This is a genomic window from Limnobacter sp. CACIAM 66H1, from assembly GCF_001601825.1.
GTDB lineage: Bacteria > Pseudomonadota > Gammaproteobacteria > Burkholderiales > Burkholderiaceae_B > Limnobacter.
The window spans coordinates 13,599-30,369 of sequence record NZ_LUJK01000043.1; the positions used below are offsets into that span (position 1 = coordinate 13,599).

Genomic DNA, 16,771 nt, shown 5'->3' on the forward strand with positions numbered 1-16,771 from the left:
TGCTTCAAGCCTGTCGCTGTCGGCGAATCAACGCTTCGGCGACACGAATGGCGTTGTCCTCGGAGCCGGCAATGGATGCGGAAGTAAAGAATTTGCCATCAATCCCCAAAGTGGGCACGCCATCTGCGCCATAGGCTTCGAAAATGGTTTTGGCCTGGGCACATTTTGCATTCACACCAAATGACTTGAAGACATTGGCAAATTCCTCACGCTTCAAACCAATTGATTGGGCGAAATCGAAAATTTGCTCATCGTTGGCCAACTGCTTTTTGTCCTTGTGCATGGCTTCGAACACTTTGCTGTGCGCCATGTCAAGCTTGCCCATCGCTTCCAGCGTGTAGTACAGACGCTGATGCCCCTGAAAGTTGACACGCTGGCTTTGGTAGGCGATGGGTATTTTCGTGAACACAACATCGCTTGGCAGCTTTTTGTACCACGCATTGACCTTGGGCTCGAAGTTATAACAATGGATACAGCCATACCAGAAGAATTCGACAACATCGATTTTTCCAGGTGTGGAACGTGGAACTTCCCGGCGCACTTTGCGAAATGCACCTGCATCTTGAGCGATGGCCGGGGACAAGCCACCGAAGGCGCCCATCACGCCCAAGGCCACTGCACTTTGAATCAATTCACGACGTTTCATCATTGTTTACTCCTTGACCACGGTGGCCTCGAATCCGCCTTTCGTGAGGGGAATTCGGGCCTGATAGGCTTCGTTCGCGCTGCCAAATGGCCCCACACGAACGCGGTTTACAACATTGCCGTTGACCTCACCCACGGCAATTTCGGATTCTGTACCTACAAACGCCAGCTGCGCCCGCAATTGTTCGGCATCCTCACGATTGCGAAAACTGCCCAATTGCAAAAAATAAATGGTCTGGGCCACAGGTTCAATTTGTTCGGTTGGAGTGGCATCACCCGTCTGAGGTTCCGTGCCTTGCTGAAATGGGTCAATCGTAACCACATTGCCCTGATTGGCATTGGCTTTGCCGTAGATGGCTGTGTTGGGGTCAGGCGGACTATTGCCTGGGCCTGGCGATACATCGGGTACGGCACCCTGGGTTTCAGCACCAGAAAATGGCAGCTGCGACTTGCTGACAAACAAAGCCACACCCAGCGCAATCAAGAGTCCGAATACCATGCCAAACACAAACGCTGGGATGGTATTGCCAAAAGATTTTCTAACTTGAGGTTTCGCCTTGGGTTTCGATGATTTTGTAGATGCCATTGGGGGTATGAACCTGTCCTTGAGAAACTGAGCCTAAATTATGCCCGAAGGCGACCGGCAGATGCGACCCAAACGCGCAAGCCAGCTTTCGGGATTGTCCTCATGCTGTAAAGTGTAGCCTTCATGGGCAAAAGATCGAAATTTGCTTAAAAATCTGCAATAAAAAGGTGCTTTGTGGGTCTTGACTATCTAAAACGCATACTGACCGCCAAGGTTTACGACGTGGCCGTTGAAACACCTTTGGAACGCGCGCACTCTCTGTCTGCACGCACTGCCAACGAAGTGTTGCTCAAGCGCGAAGACATGCAAGAGGTGTTCAGCTTCAAGCTGCGGGGCGCTTACAACAAGATGGCCCACCTGAGCCCAATACAACTGGAACGAGGCGTGATTGCTGCCTCAGCTGGCAACCATGCCCAAGGTGTTGCGCTTTCTGCTGCGAAAATGCGCTGCATGGCTACGATCGTGATGCCGACAACCACCCCCGCGCTGAAAATTGACGCAGTAAAACGTTTTGGCGGCGACTGGGTCAATGTGGTGTTGTTCGGTGACAGCTACAGCGATGCAGCAGGACATGCTGCAGAACTGGCACAAGCCAAAGGCCTGACCTTTGTGCACCCTTTTGACGATCCCGATGTGATTGCAGGTCAGGGCACAGTAGGCATGGAAATATTGCGCCAGCACCAAGGGCCGATACACGCCATTTTCATTGCAATCGGCGGAGGAGGACTGGCAGCAGGTGTAGGCGCCTACGTCAAGCAATTGCGTCCGGACATCAAAATTATCGGCGTGCAAACCGTCGACTCGGACGCCATGGCGCAGAGCATGGAACAACACAAACGCGTTACGCTGGCCGAAGTGGGTCTGTTCTCGGATGGTACTGCCGTAAAACTGGTTGGGGAGGAAACCTTCCGCCTGTGCGAGAAGTATGTCGATGGGATTGTTCGCGTCACCACCGATGAGGCCTGTGCCGCGATTAAAGATGTATTTCAGGACACACGCAGCATTCTTGAACCCGCAGGTGCGCTGGCGGTAGCTGGCCTGAAGCAATATGCCGCTGAAATGGGTTTGCACAACCAAACCCTGATTGCAATTTCTTGCGGCGCAAACATGAATTTTGATCGCTTGCGATTTGTGGCTGAACGCGCTGAGGTGGGTGAGCAACGTGAAGCGATTTTTGCGATCACAGTACCGGAGGAACGTGGCAGTTTCAGAAAGTTTTGCGACTTGCTGGGCCCCACCAATGTGACAGAATTCAACTACAGAATGTCAGACTCAAGCAAAGCCAATATTTTCGTAGGCATTCAGATTGGCAATCGTGCCCAGGCCGATGAATTACAAGAACGCTTCATTGCATCCGGATTTGATGCACTGAACCTGACCGACGATGAAATGGCGAAGCTGCATTTGCGTCACATGGTGGGAGGACGCTCCAACCTGGCTGACCATGAACTGGTGTACCGCTTTGAATTTCCGGAACGGCCTGGGGCACTGACAAAATTTTTAACTGCCTTGAACCCGGGCTGGAACATCAGTCTTTTTCACTATCGCAATCACGGTGCCGACTATGGCCGTATTCTGGTAGGGATTCAAGTACCACCTGCAGACCACGCCGAATTCGACAAGTTCGTGAAACAACTCGGCTACCCGGCGGTGAACGAGACCGAGAACCCGGCGTACAAGCTGTTTTTGAAGTAAGTCAGCACTCGTCATCGGAATCAAACGCCCTGTCGCCAGCACCGTCTTCAAGTACTGTGCCAGGGCGAATGGTTTCAAATGGAAACAGCTTGCGATCCATGAGGTGCGAGGGCACCACTGTCGACAGCGATGTAAACAGATTGGCGATCCAGCGAGGATTGTGCTTTTCCCACTGTTTCAACAACGCGGCCATTTCCTTGCGCTTCAAATTTTCCTGACTGCCACACAAATTGCACGGGATGATCGGGAAATTCTTCTCTTCGGCATAACGGGCCAAATCGCGCTCACGGCAATATGCCAGAGGGCGGATCACCGTGTGTGCTCCATTGTCGCTCACCAGCTTGGGGGGCATACCCTTGATACGACCACCGTAAAACAGGTTAAGCAAGAGGGTTTGCAATATGTCGTCCTTGTGATGCCCCAAGGCTACCTTGGTTGCCCCCAGCTCAGAGGCTACGCGATACAAAATTCCACGACGCAAGCGCGAGCAAAGTGAGCAGGTTGTTTTGCCCTCGGGAATGACCCGTTTCACGATCGAGTAAGTATCTTGTTCTTCAATGTGAAACGGCACATTGATGCTACGCAAGTAATTCGGCAGCACTTCTTCAGGAAAACCAGGCTGCTTCTGATCCAGATTCACGGCCACGATGTCGAAATTGATGGGCGCACGCTGACGCAGCAATAACAAGATATCAAGCAAACCATAGCTGTCTTTACCACCGGAGACGCACACCATCACCTTGTCTCCTTCTTCAATCATATTGAAGTCGGCAATGGCTTGGCCTACTTGTTTGGTGAGGCGCTTTTCGAGCTTGTTGAATTCGAAGGCCTCTTTTTGTTCAGCCTTGCTGGGAAAGATCGTGATGGTTTGCATGGTCTAACAGCTTTCTAGGATTTGAAGCGGAATACCTCGACGCCCGCAGATTCGCAGTCGGGGTAAACCTCGGATTTTTCAGCGCGTACCCGCGCAGCCACCACTTTGGGATGCTCAAGCACCAACGCCAGGGTTTTGTCCACCAAGGTTTCAAGCAGACCGATGTGCCCGGATTGAATCAGGCCATGAATGCCAGGACGTACGAAATCGTAGTCGACCACATCGACCAGCAAGTCGCGCTCGGATGGAGTTGATGCGCACTTTACCCAAAAATCAATGTTGATGCGCACCGCTTGCGTACGCCCCAACTCTTGGGGAAATACGCCAATCGCGGCGGACACATCAAAGTCGCGAATGAAAACGCGACGGCAGTCGGCCAGGCGGGGATCAAAGAACCAGTCTGTCATGGCGTCATCATGCTGAAATCACGCGCCATGGGTACCAAATGCTGCCCGCCATCCACAAGAATGGTGGTACCAGTGATTGCGCGGCTTTGCACCAGGAACAAGACCGTGTTGGCAATGTCCTGAGGCTCGGAGGATTTGTTCAAAGGCGAAATTCGGTGTGTACTCTCGAACTGCGCATCGGTTTGCAGGTGCGAAATCAAAGTGAGCCCGGGTGCCACGCCCACAACACGCACCTTGGGCGCCAGCTCCATGGCCAGCATGGTGGTGGCTGTTTCAAGCCCGGCTTTGGTCAGGGTGTAACTTAAAAAATCGGGATTGAGATTTTTGAGTTTTTGGTCAAGCAGATTAACCACCACGGCCTGCTCATGGTCAGGCACATGCTGAAACAAGCGTTTGGCCAATTGAATGGGCGCAGCCAGGTTAGAAGCCATGTGCCGGTGAAAAAGCTCGGGATGAAAAGTTTCGCCAGAGTCGAATTCAAACAACGAAGCGTTATTGACTACGCACCGGATCGGCCCAGCCTGTTCAGCAGCGTCAAACAATGCTTCCACTTCGCTGGGTTTTTCCAGGTCAGCCTGAACCACAACACAGCGGACTCCCAACGCTTCAATTTGAGCTGCGGTGTCACGGGCCTCTGCCAATGATGAACGGCAGTGCAGCACAATAGACCAACCGGCGCGCGCCAGCTCAAGCGAGATGGCCTTGCCCAATCGCTTGGCTCCCCCCGTTACCAGGGCATATTGTGGATTGGCATGTGTCATTGCTGCGTCATCGGTTAGAATTTAAACACCAGTGGAAAACCACGATCAAGCAGAGAAGGGTTTACTTCAAGGCTTTGATTTTTAAAAGAACAACCCGCTATTCTAAACCAGACCCGCCCAATGCTGTCGAATTTTAATCAAGCGACTCGCTTTGACGAGTTCATGCGATTTGCGCTTTACGACCCCCAATACGGCTATTACGCCAAAGGCGAGCATATTTTCGGTCGTCAGGGCGATTTTGTGACCGCCCCGGAATTGAGCCCGCTGTTTGGACAAACGCTGGGCAAGGCCCTGCGCGAGGTGCTGCCCCGCTGCAATGGTGTGGTGTATGAATTTGGGGCCGGGACCGGGCAACTGGCCTGCGACATTATTCAAACGGCTGGTGATTTAATTACGCAATACAACATCGTCGATGTATCGACCGGATTAAGAAATGTGCAGTTGGCCAAGTTAAAAGCACTTCATGGCCCGCAGGTAGAACAAAAAGTACGGTGGCTGGAAGAACTACCCACAGAGCTCGGCGGGATAGTTTTGGGCAATGAGGTGCTGGATGCCACGCCGGTTCGCCGATTTAAATGGCAGGAAGGCCATCCGCTAGAGGCGTGGGTTCAACACCTTAACGGTAAGCTGGACTGGGTGTGGAGACCAGCCGAACCAGTCTTCGCTGCCCTGGTTTCTCGGTTGCAGAATATTCACGGACCATGGCCAGAAGGTTACGAATCGGAAATTGCGGAGCAAAGCATCGCATGGGTCAAAACAGTCACGGAGCGTCTGAACGGCCTGGCGCTAATGATTGACTATGGTTTTCACGAAGCCGTTTACTATCACCCAACACGCAGGCAGGGCACTTTGCGCGCCACAAGCCGGCACACAGCGCATGATGATTTTCTGGTGAACGTGGGGCAGCAGGACTTAACCGCCCATGTAAACTTCAGCGCAGTCTATGAAGCCCTGACAAGCTGCGGTGGCGAGCTTGAGGGGTACACGCATCAAGGCGAGTTTTTGTTGGCACATGGCATTCTTGACCTGGCCCGGAAGCAACCGGAATTTACTCATCCGACACGTGGTGCATTGATCCGCCAGAATTTGAATACCCTGCTAAATGAAGCCGACATGGGAGAGGCATTCAAAGTAATTTGCTGGAGCAAAGGGGTCAATGCCGAGAACACTCGCTTGGCGCAGGTTTTCTTGGACAAGGACCGAAGCGGGGATCTTTGAATCAGCTGCCAGTTGGTCCCTCACAAGGCTTGAGCTCGCCCTTTCTGTTCAACTCAAACACAGAACGCACGGTTTCAATTTCCGTTGCGTTTCCCCGAAGTTCAAAAAAAACACGCACCGGGCCCAGTCGCTCCCGAATTTGAACTCCATCGACTCCACGGCGTGCCAGATCGGCCTTCTGGGCGTTCGCCCTTTCCAGGTCCCTGAACAGCCCCAGAGAAATGGTGCCTTGCAATGGCCCGGGTGTTGTGATGTAAAACATGTCAGTAATGCCTTTGCCAGAAAGTTGATCGATGCCCACACCGGTATTCACAATGTCTTGCGGCAAGTAGACCACATAGCCCACCGGTACTTGACGTTCGAGTCGATCCGTTTCACCCCCCCAATTCAGCAAAGCCTCTTGAACACGCGCGGATTCACTTTGCAGTAAGGGGCCCCACAACAAACACACCAGCGTGTTCCTCGGATTCTCAAATACCTGTTTGCTGGCATTCTCAATGGCGGAATCAAGCTGGGCCTGCCCTTCTCTCAAATCGATTTTAGGGGCTGGGGCCACGGGCGCTCGAAGTACCTCCACCGCTTGATCCCAAGGACGTTCTATGCCAACCCACTCGGCACGCAAACCGGGAGAGTCAATTGTTTTTTGGGAGTCATTGTTTGCAAAGAGACCAAACCCCAGCAAGCCCAAATTGCCGAGCAACAGCGACACAACCAGAAATCGCCAACCATTCATGCTGCTGCACCTTTTTGTGCCAAGCGATAATCAAGCACCAGACCCTTGAATACAGCGTATTCAAGCAGGGTGGCCTGGGGCAGTTGGGCCTGCATGGCCGATGCAAAACCACCCGTCAGCCAGATGGCCGGGGGAATACCGTATTCACTCTGTAACTGAGCAACCACGGAATCGACCATTGCTTTTTGCATGCGACCCACACCCTGACCAATCGCCTGCTGCGTGCTGACAGGCCAACTGTTGGTGCTGATGCTGTCCAATTGCACTTTGGGCAGTTCGGCTGTGTTTGAGTGCAGGCTGCGCAACATGGTTTCAACACCCGGCACGATAAATCCACCCAAGTGTTGCCAACAGACATTCTTAACCACCACATCCAACGTGGTGGCTGTACCCAGACTAACCAGCAAATTGACCTTGGCCTTGCTGATCTCGCTGAGCGCCATGCATGCCGCCCAACGGTCTTTGCCCAGAGTCGCCGGGGCTTGGTAGGCAGACTGAACCTCTGCATGTCTGTTCACAGTCAATACATGCATGGGTACGCCAGCCGCCCCGCACATTGAACGCACGGACTGTTCGAACTCCGGGCCCAGAACGTTGCTGAGCAACACGGCACGCACATCATGACCAGAATTGAGACTGGGGGCCAAATAGCGTTGAACAGCACCGAATGATTCGGAAAAAGGTTTGAATTCAGCTGTGGCCTGACTGAAAAAAGCGAAGGGCTGCTCAAACCGGACGTTGGCCCTATCGTGCAAGCACCATTTCACCAGGGTGTTTCCAGCATCGATACACAACAAGCTACCCGCCTTGGTCACAGCCTCACCCTCAACGACAAGTCACCCGCGTGAACCGCACGCAGGCCATGCTCGGTATTCACCAAGTAGGCACCTTGCCGGTCAATGCCCATGGCCTCACCGGCAAAACACACCGCACCGTGGTCCTCAACTTGAACTTGGCGGCGCAGCCAAACATCCCGTTGGCTGAACTCAGCAAAGATTGAGTCGATGCCCTGAACATTTGCAGCCTCGATTCGCATCAAAATCGATGACACGACTGCCTCGGCTAGTTCACGCGGGGAAGGTAAACCCGGTGCAGACAAATAATTCGACAAGCTGGTGGCACCCCGACCAGACAGCGCTTCAGGAACGTCAATATCCTGAATATTCAGCCCCACACCAACCACAGTGATGGCACCCTGCCCGGTTTGAAAAGATTCGCACAACACACCGCCCAACTTTTGCTGATCTGCCAATAAGTCATTGGGCCATTTCAGTTGCACAGGCACCTTCCACTGTTCAAGAACCTGCGCCACCGCGACACCCACACACAGGGGCAAGAAGGGAATTTGCTGCCCCGCCATGGGCAAGCCCAGGGACAGACACAGGCTCGCACCCGGGTGCGCGCGCCATGGCCGCCCTGCACGCCCCCTGCCCACGGTTTGCATGTGCGCCAACACGGCATTCAGACCGGACACCCGCCCCTGCTGGTAAGCGCGAGCCAGGTAATCATTTGTTGAGTCGACTGAATCGAGTTCGATCCAGTGCACATCGGCTTGGGTTAACATCGAATGCGGGTCACTTCGGGCTAGTTGCGAAATTTTGCTCATCTTAACCTCCGAACGGGACACAAAACCAAGGAATCGCTCAAACGCCATGCCGCCAATCCATTCCAGCCTGCTGAAACGAACTCCCTACACTGGGATTCTGATGTTTGCGAGCCTGTATGCCTGCGTAGTGATTCACCTTAGCCTCTTTCCCTACAGCGATTGGCGCCACATCGGCATTGGTCCTTTTGAATTTCTGTTTGGCCCCTGGATTCCCGTTCATCAAAAAGTACTGTGGGCTGATGTGTTTATCAACATAGGGGGCTACATTCCACTGGGATTTCTGATGCTGCTGGGCCTGAACCGACAGCCGCGTACATTCGACAAAATATTGGTGGTGATGCTGTGTGCATTGATTTCTCTCGCCCTGGAATCGATGCAAACATTTTTGCCAAGCCGAGTACCTTCCAAGATGGACCTGGCCACCAACACAATTGGAGGCGCACTGGGTGTGTTGTTGGGTATTTACGTGACCGCACAACACCGAATTGCGCCGCTGCTGAACCGCAGGATTGAGCATTGGCTGATTCAGCGCGCGTGGATTGGCATGGGTCTGCTTAGCCTTTGGTTTCTGAGTATTTTGCCGCCACAAAACCCTACATTCAGCACCGGGCTGTGGCTGGGGAATCTGATGGAAATTCCGGGACCACTGCAGCACAGCACCCCGTTTGGGATACCGCTGGAAGTGTTGCTGAAAATTGAAACCATTGCACCCACATTCATCAACTATTGTTTTTTGATGTGCGCCTGGATGATTGGGTTGGCACAAACACAGGCCGGCTCGCCACGCGCCCGTTTGCTGCTGGTGCTGATCGCCTTGACCCTGTTGATTCGGTTGCTGGATTATCTGGTGCTTGCGCCGGTTTCAGCATGGACTTACCTTGGGCAACGGTGGTTTGAAGCCAACAGCTTGGGATTGCTGATTGCTTTCATTGTTGCACTCACTATCTCAATGATGCAGGTGTTGCCTCACCACATGGCGAGAATCGGGCTGCTGCATCTTCTGGGTGGGTGGCTAATCACCTTGCTGCTCCCCGGGGTCTACGACCCGGACCTTGGCAATCCGGGTAGCGGCATTCTGGCGATTTTCCGAAGCCTGCAGGAGGCCGGGCGCTGGGTGAGTGAATTGTGGCCTATCCTGGCGCTGACTGTTTTGACCTTTTTGAGCCTGCCCGAGCGACGTTTTCGGCGATAATACGTTGTCGACCCAAAGCACACACGCGGACTCACCCAGCCATGAGCTACTTCGAGAAACATGTTTTCTTTTGCACCAATCAACGACCCAACAATGAAAGCTGCTGTGCCGATTGCCATGCATCGGCCGCGCATGCACATGCCAAGGAGAGGATCAAGAAACTGGGCTTGAACGGACAAGGAAAAATCCGGATGAACAAGGCTGGCTGCCTTGACCGATGCGATGAAGGCCCAGTGATGGTCGTTTACCCAGAAGGCGTTTGGTACACCTATGTGGATATTTCGGACGTCGACGAAATCATTGACTCTCATTTGGTGGGCGGCGAAATTGTGGAACGCCTGCGGTTGCCATGAATCCAAAAACCCGACATGAGTTGTGGAACGGGCTTGCAGGCCCGGTCGAGGTGTCCATTGATGAACCTGCAGCCCCATTGCGTGGACTGGCAGTAATCGCTCATCCACACCCCTTGTTTGGTGGAACCAAAGACAACAAAGTAGTGCAAACACTGGCCCGCGCATTTCTCCAAATGGGCTTCGTAACCTTGCGCTTCAACTTCAGGGGCGTGGGGCAAAGCGCCGGCACACACGACAATGGGCAGGGCGAGTCCGATGACCTGGTTCACTTGACCGAACGGGCCCGTACCACACTACTGCCAGCCGAATTGCAACAGGCGCCAATTGCCATGGCTGGTTTTTCATTCGGTGCTTTTGTCACCAGTCATGCTGCGCAACGTTTGCGTGAGGCCGGGATCAATATCGGCAAACTGGTACTGGTAGGCACCGCCACAAGCCGCTTTAAAGTAGCTGCAGTGCCTGACAACACACTGGTCATACATGGTGAAGTCGACGACACGGTGCCACTTGTTGATGTTTTGCGCTGGGCGGGTGAACAAAACTTGCCAGTGATGGTCATGCCAGGAGTGGAACATTTTTTTCACGGCAAACTGCCTCAACTCAAAGAGCTGGTTGTGCGTTATTACCCAAGTTAAACGCAAACCACTTACTTCACCTCTCTCTAGTACAGGAGCTTTTTACTTGTTTAATTCAGGAATTTCCCGATTCAAACGCCACATGGGCCAACTCTCCTTGGTTCTGGGTCTTGGTATCGGAGTGGCCATGCAAGCCTCTGCCCAGTCCAGTGTAATGCCACCTCCACCCGAGATCGGTGCAAAAGGTTACATGTTGCTCGACCTGACCACAGGCCAGACATTGGCCGAATTCAACAGTCGCGAGCGTCTAGAACCCGCTTCACTGACCAAACTGATGACAGCCTACATGGCGTTTGCTGCGCTTGAAAGCAAGCAAATTCGAATGGATCAGCAAGTGCCTGTATCACCGTTCGCCTGGAAGGCTGAAGGCTCGCGCATGTTTATCGAGCCGAACAAGCCTGTGACTGTTGAAGAGCTGCTGTACGGTGTGATTGTGCAATCAGGCAACGATGCAAGCCGCGCGATCGCGGAACTGCTGGCTGGCGACGAAAACAATTTTGCGACCCTGATGAACCAGCAAGCCAAACGGCTGGGCCTGACAGACACGAACTTCAAGAATGCCACGGGTTTGCCTGACCCCCAGCACTACACCACGGCCCGAGATTTGAGCATTCTGGCCAAGCGCATCATCATGGACTTTCCTGAGTACTACAAGAAAATGTATTCCACCAAGGAATACACCTACAATGGAATTCGCCAACCCAACCGCAATCGCCTGCTGTGGATCGACCCTTCTGTAGACGGCATGAAGACCGGACACACCGAATCGGCCGGTTATTGCTTGGTGAGCTCAGCCAATCGAACGTTACCCAACGGAGTGGATCGCCGCTTGCTGTCCGTGGTGCTGGGTACGACATCTGACCAGGCACGCACGCAGGAAAGCCTGAAGCTGATGAATTACGGCTATCAGATGTTTGAAACCGTGAAACTGTATTCTGCCAAACAAGCCATCAGCACCAGCGATGTTTACAAAGGTCAGGCCAAGGAAGTGAAACTGGGCGTGAACAAAGATCTGCTGATCAACGTTCCACGTGGCATGGCCAAACAACTGAAAGCCACAGTCGAGAAAAAGGGCACCTTGATTGCGCCAATCCCGGCTGGAACAGAACTTGGCAAACTGAAACTGACACTGAATGGCGAGACCATCGGCACAGTGCCACTGTTGGCTTTGTCCACAGTGGAGGAGGCTGGCTTGTTTGGCCGAATGGTGGACTCCGCCAAACTATGGTTTGAAGAGTAAACGATGAACACACCAACACCCGGTGACCACAAAAAAAGCCTGATTGAGTTCCCGACGCACTTTCCCATCAAGGTGATGGGAAAGAACGTGCCAGAGTTTTCTCAAGTCATTTGTGATTTATTGCTGAGCATGAGTCCTGGATTTGATGTGGCAGGCGTTGACATGCGCCCCAGCAGCAAGGGCAACTACCTTAGCCTCACCTGCAAAGTGTACGTCAACAACCAGGACGAACTGGACAATATTTATCGGGCCCTTTCAGGGCATGAATTGGTGTCGGTCGTTTTGTGATCGGGATTACTTTACAAAAAAGCCGCACCCGCTTAACAAAGTGGTGCGGCTTTTTGTTGGAAGCCACTACACGCCGTAGCGACTGCGGTATTCCTTCACCTTTTCGTACCAACCCGCAAGGCGGACATTGGCCGCTTGACGCGTGAGCAGATAACGCAAAAGATCTTGCAGGTTGGCAATTGCCAAAACAGGGATTCCATACAACTGCTCGACTTCCTGAACTGCTGAATGCTGGGTGTCCTGCCCGTCGCGCATGCCTTTTTCCATTCGATCCAGCGCGATCAATACCGCCGCGGGTTCGGCGCCATTGGCACGAATGATCTCAACAGACTCTCGCACCGAAGTTCCCGCCGAGATGACATCATCAACAATGACAACCCGGCCTTCCAGTGGAGCCCCCACCAGCGAACCACCTTCACCATGATCTTTGGCTTCCTTGCGGTTGAATGCATAGGGTACATCGCGACCGCGACGGGCCATTTCCATGGTGGCTCCGGCGACCAGAGGAATGCCTTTGTAAGCAGGGCCAAACAGCATGTCAAACTGAATTCCACGCTCGGCAGTTTGCTCAAGCAAGGTTTGTGCGTAAAATTCACTGAGCTTTTGCAGCGAAGAACCTGTGTTGAACAGACCCGCATTGAAAAAATACGGCGACATTCTTCCCGCCTTGGTCTTGAATTCACCAAAGCGCAACACCTGCTTTTCGACAGCGAACTGCAAAAACTGATCGGAAAGAACCTGCAAATTTTGACTTGAATCGACCACGATCAATCCCTAAAAAACTGACGTTACACAATGACCCGCATTATCTCAGCAAATCTGAATGGAATTCGTTCTGCCCGCACAAAAGGGTTTTTCGACTGGATGAACCAAAGCCAGGCCGATGTGGTGTGCGTACAGGAGATCAAAGCCCACCTGGCGGACCTTGGACCTGAGCACTTGCAACCCGGAATGTACAAAGGCTACTTTCAGGCTGCAGAAAAGAAGGGCTACAGCGGTGTTGGCCTTTACTGCAAAGTAGAGCCACTTAATGTAATTTACGGACTAAATAACACTGAATTCGACGCAGAAGGACGCATGGTCACGGCCGAATTCGAAAACATGATTGTGTCATCCATCTATTTCCCGTCAGGTAGCAGCTCGGAAGAACGCCAAGAGGCTAAATTTCGATTTTTAGATCACTTTGAACAGGTTTTTGACGAATTTGAATCAAAAAGGAAACCTGTAATACTGTGCGGCGACTGGAATATTGCCCACAAGGAAATTGACCTCAAGAACTGGAAAGGCAATTTGAAGAACAGTGGTTTTACCCCCGAAGAACGTGCTTGGATCGGTGCAGTGATTGAAAAACGCGGCTGGGTAGATGCCTACCGCGTGCTCTACCCCGAAGAAACTGAGGGTTGTTACACTTGGTGGAGCAACCGGGGGCAGGCCTACGCCAAAAACGTGGGGTGGCGGATCGACTACCAAATGGTAAGCCCGGCTTTACGCGAGAAGATTCAAGAGGTGAGTGTTTACAAAGCGCAGAAGTTTTCGGATCACGCGCCGTTGATTGCGGATTACGACCATCCGCTTTGAGGATGGCGCGCTGATCAGGCGGTTTTCAGTGAGGAAGCAGGCAACCCCGTCGGGTTGGCGAAGGAATCACGCACTCAACTTGGCTTTCAAAATCTCATTCACCTGCGCCGGGTTTGCCTTTCCACGCGCTGCACGCATGATCTGCCCCACCAGAAAGTTAAATGACGCTTCTTTGCCCGCTTTGTATTCAGCCACGGGACCCGGGTGGGCAGCCAGCACATCGTCAATCATTTTTTCAACGGCACCCGAGTCGGAGATTTGCTCCAAACCCTCGCCCTTGATACAAGCATCGACATCGCTGTACTTGCCATCCCACAAAGCTGCAAACACCACTTTCGCAGTTTTGTTGTTCAAAGTGCCATCCACCACACGTTTCACCAAGGCCGCCATCAAGGCAGGTGTAATTGGCGATTCCGCAGGGGTTTTGTCGTCACGGTTCAGGCTGGCAGAAAACTCGCCCAGCAACCAATTGGCCAAGGGCTTGGCTTTGTCATTGCCAGCTTGGGCCAAAGCAGCCTCAAAATAATCGGTCATCGCACGACTGGCCGTGAGCGTCACCGCATCATATTCACTCAAACCCAGCTCGCTTTGGTAGCGAGTCTGCTTCTGACCGGGCAGCTCGGGCATCTCGGCACGAACCCGCTCCACCCATTCCGGAGAAATGACCAATGGGGGAAGGTCGGGATCGGGGAAATAACGGTAATCTTCCGAATCTTCCTTGCTGCGCATGGAACGGGTCTCATTGCGATCAGGATCGTAAAGACGGGTTTCCTGTTTGATCACGCCACCATCTTCAATGATTTCGATTTGCCGCTGTGCCTCATACAAAATGGCAGCCTGCAAAAACTTGAAGCTGTTCAGGTTTTTGATCTCGCAGCGAGTGCCCAGCTTGGTTTCGCCTTTGGGGCGAACAGACACGTTGGCATCACAACGGAAACTGCCTTCCTGCATATTGCCATCGCAAATTCCCAGCCAAGTGACCAAGGTGTGAAGGGTTTTGGCGTAGGCCACCGCCTCTTCGGCCGAACGCATGTCGGGCTCTGTCACAATTTCCAGCAGGGGCGTACCTGCGCGGTTCAAGTCAATGCCCGACTGACCGGCAAAATCCTCGTGCAGGCTTTTGCCCGCGTCCTCTTCCAGGTGCGCCCGCACCAAACGCACGGTTTTCATTTGATCGCCCAACAGGAAACTAACAGAGCCACCCTGCACCACCGGAATTTCAAACTGACTGATTTGATAGCCCTTGGGCAAGTCCGGGTAGAAATAGTTTTTGCGGGCGAACACCGAGTGCTCCGCCACTTTGGCGCCCACAGCCAAACCAAATTGAATGGCGCGCTGAACGGCAGCCTTGTTCATGACCGGCAACACACCCGGCAAGGCCAAATCCACGGCGCAGGCCTGAGCGTTGGGCTCGGCACCAAAAGCGGTGCTGGCACCCGAAAAAATTTTCGATTCGGTTGTTAACTGGGTGTGGGTTTCAAGACCCACCACAATTTCCCATTGCATGGTGCGATCCCTTTATTAAGACGGAGTACGAAGGTGCCAATCGGTGGCGGCTTGGTAATGATCAGCCAGCGCCAGCAATTCCCCTTCCTTGAAATAATTGCCAATCAATTGCATGCCGACAGGGCGATGTTTGTCGCCAAACCCCACCGGTACGCTCATACCGGGCAAACCAGCCAAACTGGTGCTGAGCGTGTAAATGTCGGCCAAGTACATTTGCACCGGGTCAGCTGACTTCTCGCCCAAATTCCATGCGACTGTGGGGCTAACCGGGCCAGCAATGAAATCGCATTGCTGGAAAGCCGCTTGAAAGTCTTGCGCAATCAGTCGGCGAATTTTCTGGGCTTGAAGGTAATACGCATCGTAATAACCATGAGACAGCACATACGCACCCACCATGATTCGGCGCTGTACTTCAAGGCCAAAGCCCTCGCTGCGCGAATTCTCGTACATGGACTTTAAATCGGTGTACTCGGCTGCGCGGTGCCCGTAACGCACGCCATCAAAACGCGACAGGTTGGAGCTTGCTTCAGCAGGCGCGATCACATAATAAGCAGGAATGGACAATTCGGTACGCGGCAAGCTGATGTTCACCAGCGAGGCACCCAAGGCTTCCAGCTGCTTGAGCGCATCGTCAATTGGGGAGCGCACATCCGCAGCCAAACCCTCACTAAAAAACTCAGCGGGCAAGCCCACACGGACTCCAGCCAAGGGCTTGGAGGCATCACCGTTTCGCAATGGCTTTCCAAAGCCCGCCGTAAAGTCTTCATTCGGCACTGGCCTTTGCACACTGGTGCTGTCTTTCTCATCAAAACCCACCATGGTGTTGAGCACCAAAGCACAATCACGAGCGCTGTGTGCCATGGGTCCAGCCTGGTCCAGGCTGCTGGCATAGGCAATCATGCCGTAGCGGCTGCAACTGCCGTAAGTGGGTTTGATACCCGTGATTCCGCACAGAGACGCTGGCTGGCGAATGGAGCCCCCGGTATCCGTACCCGTTGAGAATGGGACAATGCCCGCAGCCACTGCCACGGCTGACCCGCCCGAAGAACCGCCAGGCACAGCCAAGGTGTCCCAAGGGTTCAGGCAAGGGCCATAGGCGCTTTTTTCATTCGATGAACCCATTGCAAATTCATCGCAATTCAATTTACCAATGCTCACTGCGCCCGCAGCGTTCAAACGCGATACCACTTCGGCGTCGAAAGGGCTTTGGTAGCCAGCCAGCATTTTGGAGCCCGCTGTGCTGGTCCAGCCCCTGGTCACGAAAATGTCTTTGTGTGCAGTGGGAATTCCCAACAAGGCACCGGTTTCACCCGCGCCCATGCGTACGTCAGCGGCCTTGGCTTGTTGCAGGGTGAGGTCATCGCGAATGTCGACAAATGCGTTCAGACTGGAATGCTCACCGGCTTGGCGCAAAGCATCTTGCGCCAACTCTACGGCACTGGTTTTTTTCTCGT

At 53.2% G+C, this 16,771-nt stretch carries 19 protein-coding genes; 8 read left to right on the forward strand and 11 right to left on the reverse strand.

Annotated features, from left to right (window positions below; genetic code table 11):
• Nucleotides 1-4 precede the first annotated feature (4 nt).
• Together A0129_RS12030 and A0129_RS12035 are read right to left on the reverse strand one after the other, a co-directional pair.
• Nucleotides 5-649: a thiol:disulfide interchange protein DsbA/DsbL gene (locus A0129_RS12030; RefSeq protein ID WP_291715284.1), complete on the reverse strand. Its 645-nt coding sequence runs from the start codon at nt 647-649 to the stop codon at nt 5-7.
• 3 nt (nt 650-652) lie between these two features.
• Nucleotides 653-1,144, reverse strand: coding sequence for an SPOR domain-containing protein (locus tag A0129_RS12035; RefSeq protein WP_291715286.1), 492 nt, complete (start codon nt 1,142-1,144; stop codon nt 653-655).
• A 261-nt stretch (nt 1,145-1,405) separates the two neighbouring features.
• Between A0129_RS12035 and ilvA the strand changes: the two genes are divergently transcribed.
• On the forward strand, nt 1,406-2,926 hold the full coding sequence (gene ilvA / locus A0129_RS12040; protein WP_291715288.1) for a threonine ammonia-lyase, biosynthetic: 1,521 nt from the start codon (nt 1,406-1,408) through the stop codon (nt 2,924-2,926).
• A gap of 1 nt (nt 2,927) precedes the next feature.
• Here ilvA and ttcA read toward each other — a convergent pair whose 3' ends face one another.
• Genes ttcA through A0129_RS12055 form a run of 3 tightly spaced genes read right to left on the reverse strand, consistent with a single transcriptional unit; the run spans nt 2,928 to nt 4,968 of the window.
• Nucleotides 2,928-3,800: a tRNA 2-thiocytidine(32) synthetase TtcA gene (gene ttcA, locus A0129_RS12045; protein ID WP_291715290.1), complete on the reverse strand. Its 873-nt coding sequence runs from the start codon at nt 3,798-3,800 to the stop codon at nt 2,928-2,930.
• 14 nt (nt 3,801-3,814) lie between these two features.
• Nucleotides 3,815-4,207 (reverse strand): dihydroneopterin aldolase, encoded by a 393-nt coding sequence (locus tag A0129_RS12050; protein ID WP_008248053.1) that lies wholly within the window; start codon nt 4,205-4,207, stop codon nt 3,815-3,817.
• The gene (locus tag A0129_RS12055) at nt 4,204-4,968 is read right to left on the reverse strand and encodes an SDR family oxidoreductase (protein WP_291715291.1); all 765 of its coding nucleotides are present in this window, start codon (nt 4,966-4,968) and stop codon (nt 4,204-4,206) included. The genes A0129_RS12050 and A0129_RS12055 overlap by 4 nt, the downstream gene beginning before the upstream one ends.
• Nucleotides 4,969-5,088: 120 nt before the next feature.
• Here A0129_RS12055 and A0129_RS12060 point away from each other — a divergent pair, with 120 nt between their 5' ends.
• Nucleotides 5,089-6,186 (forward strand): SAM-dependent methyltransferase, encoded by a 1,098-nt coding sequence (locus A0129_RS12060; protein WP_291715293.1) that lies wholly within the window; start codon nt 5,089-5,091, stop codon nt 6,184-6,186.
• Between the two features lies 1 nt (nt 6,187).
• Here the strand turns inward: A0129_RS12060 and A0129_RS12065 are convergent, their stop codons facing one another.
• Genes A0129_RS12065 through A0129_RS12075 form a run of 3 tightly spaced genes read right to left on the reverse strand, consistent with a single transcriptional unit; the run spans nt 6,188 to nt 8,525 of the window.
• Nucleotides 6,188-6,919 (reverse strand): hypothetical protein, encoded by a 732-nt coding sequence (locus tag A0129_RS12065; RefSeq protein ID WP_291715295.1) that lies wholly within the window; start codon nt 6,917-6,919, stop codon nt 6,188-6,190.
• Nucleotides 6,916-7,734 carry a type III pantothenate kinase gene (locus A0129_RS12070; RefSeq protein ID WP_291715297.1) on the reverse strand — a complete coding sequence of 273 codons (819 nt, stop codon included), beginning with the start codon at nt 7,732-7,734 and terminating at the stop codon, nt 6,916-6,918. Before A0129_RS12070 ends, A0129_RS12065 begins: the two co-directional genes overlap by 4 nt.
• On the reverse strand, nt 7,731-8,525 hold the full coding sequence (locus A0129_RS12075; protein ID WP_291715299.1) for a biotin--[acetyl-CoA-carboxylase] ligase: 795 nt from the start codon (nt 8,523-8,525) through the stop codon (nt 7,731-7,733). Before A0129_RS12075 ends, A0129_RS12070 begins: the two co-directional genes overlap by 4 nt.
• Before the next feature lie 46 nt (nt 8,526-8,571).
• Here A0129_RS12075 and A0129_RS12080 point away from each other — a divergent pair, with 46 nt between their 5' ends.
• The 5 genes from A0129_RS12080 to A0129_RS12100 are packed head-to-tail and all read left to right on the forward strand — an operon-like array spanning nt 8,572 to nt 12,233.
• Nucleotides 8,572-9,717 carry a VanZ family protein gene (locus A0129_RS12080; protein ID WP_291715301.1) on the forward strand — a complete coding sequence of 382 codons (1,146 nt, stop codon included), beginning with the start codon at nt 8,572-8,574 and terminating at the stop codon, nt 9,715-9,717.
• 41 nt (nt 9,718-9,758) lie between these two features.
• On the forward strand, nt 9,759-10,070 hold the full coding sequence (locus A0129_RS12085; protein WP_171097375.1) for a ferredoxin: 312 nt from the start codon (nt 9,759-9,761) through the stop codon (nt 10,068-10,070).
• Complete coding sequence (locus A0129_RS12090; protein ID WP_291715303.1) at nt 10,067-10,705, forward strand: alpha/beta fold hydrolase; 639 nt, start codon at nt 10,067-10,069, stop codon at nt 10,703-10,705. The genes A0129_RS12085 and A0129_RS12090 overlap by 4 nt, the downstream gene beginning before the upstream one ends.
• Nucleotides 10,706-10,751: 46 nt before the next feature.
• Nucleotides 10,752-11,945: a D-alanyl-D-alanine carboxypeptidase family protein gene (locus A0129_RS12095; RefSeq protein ID WP_291715305.1), complete on the forward strand. Its 1,194-nt coding sequence runs from the start codon at nt 10,752-10,754 to the stop codon at nt 11,943-11,945.
• 3 nt (nt 11,946-11,948) lie between these two features.
• On the forward strand, nt 11,949-12,233 hold the full coding sequence (locus A0129_RS12100; protein WP_291715307.1) for a DUF493 family protein: 285 nt from the start codon (nt 11,949-11,951) through the stop codon (nt 12,231-12,233).
• A gap of 66 nt (nt 12,234-12,299) precedes the next feature.
• On the opposite strand, the gene pyrE is transcribed toward A0129_RS12100, so the two are convergent.
• Nucleotides 12,300-13,004, reverse strand: a complete 705-nt coding sequence (gene pyrE / locus A0129_RS12105; protein ID WP_291715309.1) for an orotate phosphoribosyltransferase — start codon at nt 13,002-13,004, stop codon at nt 12,300-12,302.
• A gap of 24 nt (nt 13,005-13,028) precedes the next feature.
• Here pyrE and A0129_RS12110 point away from each other — a divergent pair, with 24 nt between their 5' ends.
• Entirely contained in the window at nt 13,029-13,811 is a 783-nt protein-coding gene (locus A0129_RS12110) for an exodeoxyribonuclease III (protein ID WP_291715311.1), read from the forward strand.
• A 66-nt stretch (nt 13,812-13,877) separates the two neighbouring features.
• On the opposite strand, the gene gatB is transcribed toward A0129_RS12110, so the two are convergent.
• Both gatB and gatA read right to left on the reverse strand, forming a co-directional pair.
• Nucleotides 13,878-15,317, reverse strand: a complete 1,440-nt coding sequence (gene gatB / locus A0129_RS12115) for an Asp-tRNA(Asn)/Glu-tRNA(Gln) amidotransferase subunit GatB (RefSeq protein WP_291715313.1) — start codon at nt 15,315-15,317, stop codon at nt 13,878-13,880.
• A 15-nt stretch (nt 15,318-15,332) separates the two neighbouring features.
• On the reverse strand, nt 15,333-16,771 hold a 1,439-nt coding region (gene gatA / locus A0129_RS12120), incomplete at its 5' end, for an Asp-tRNA(Asn)/Glu-tRNA(Gln) amidotransferase subunit GatA (protein ID WP_291715315.1).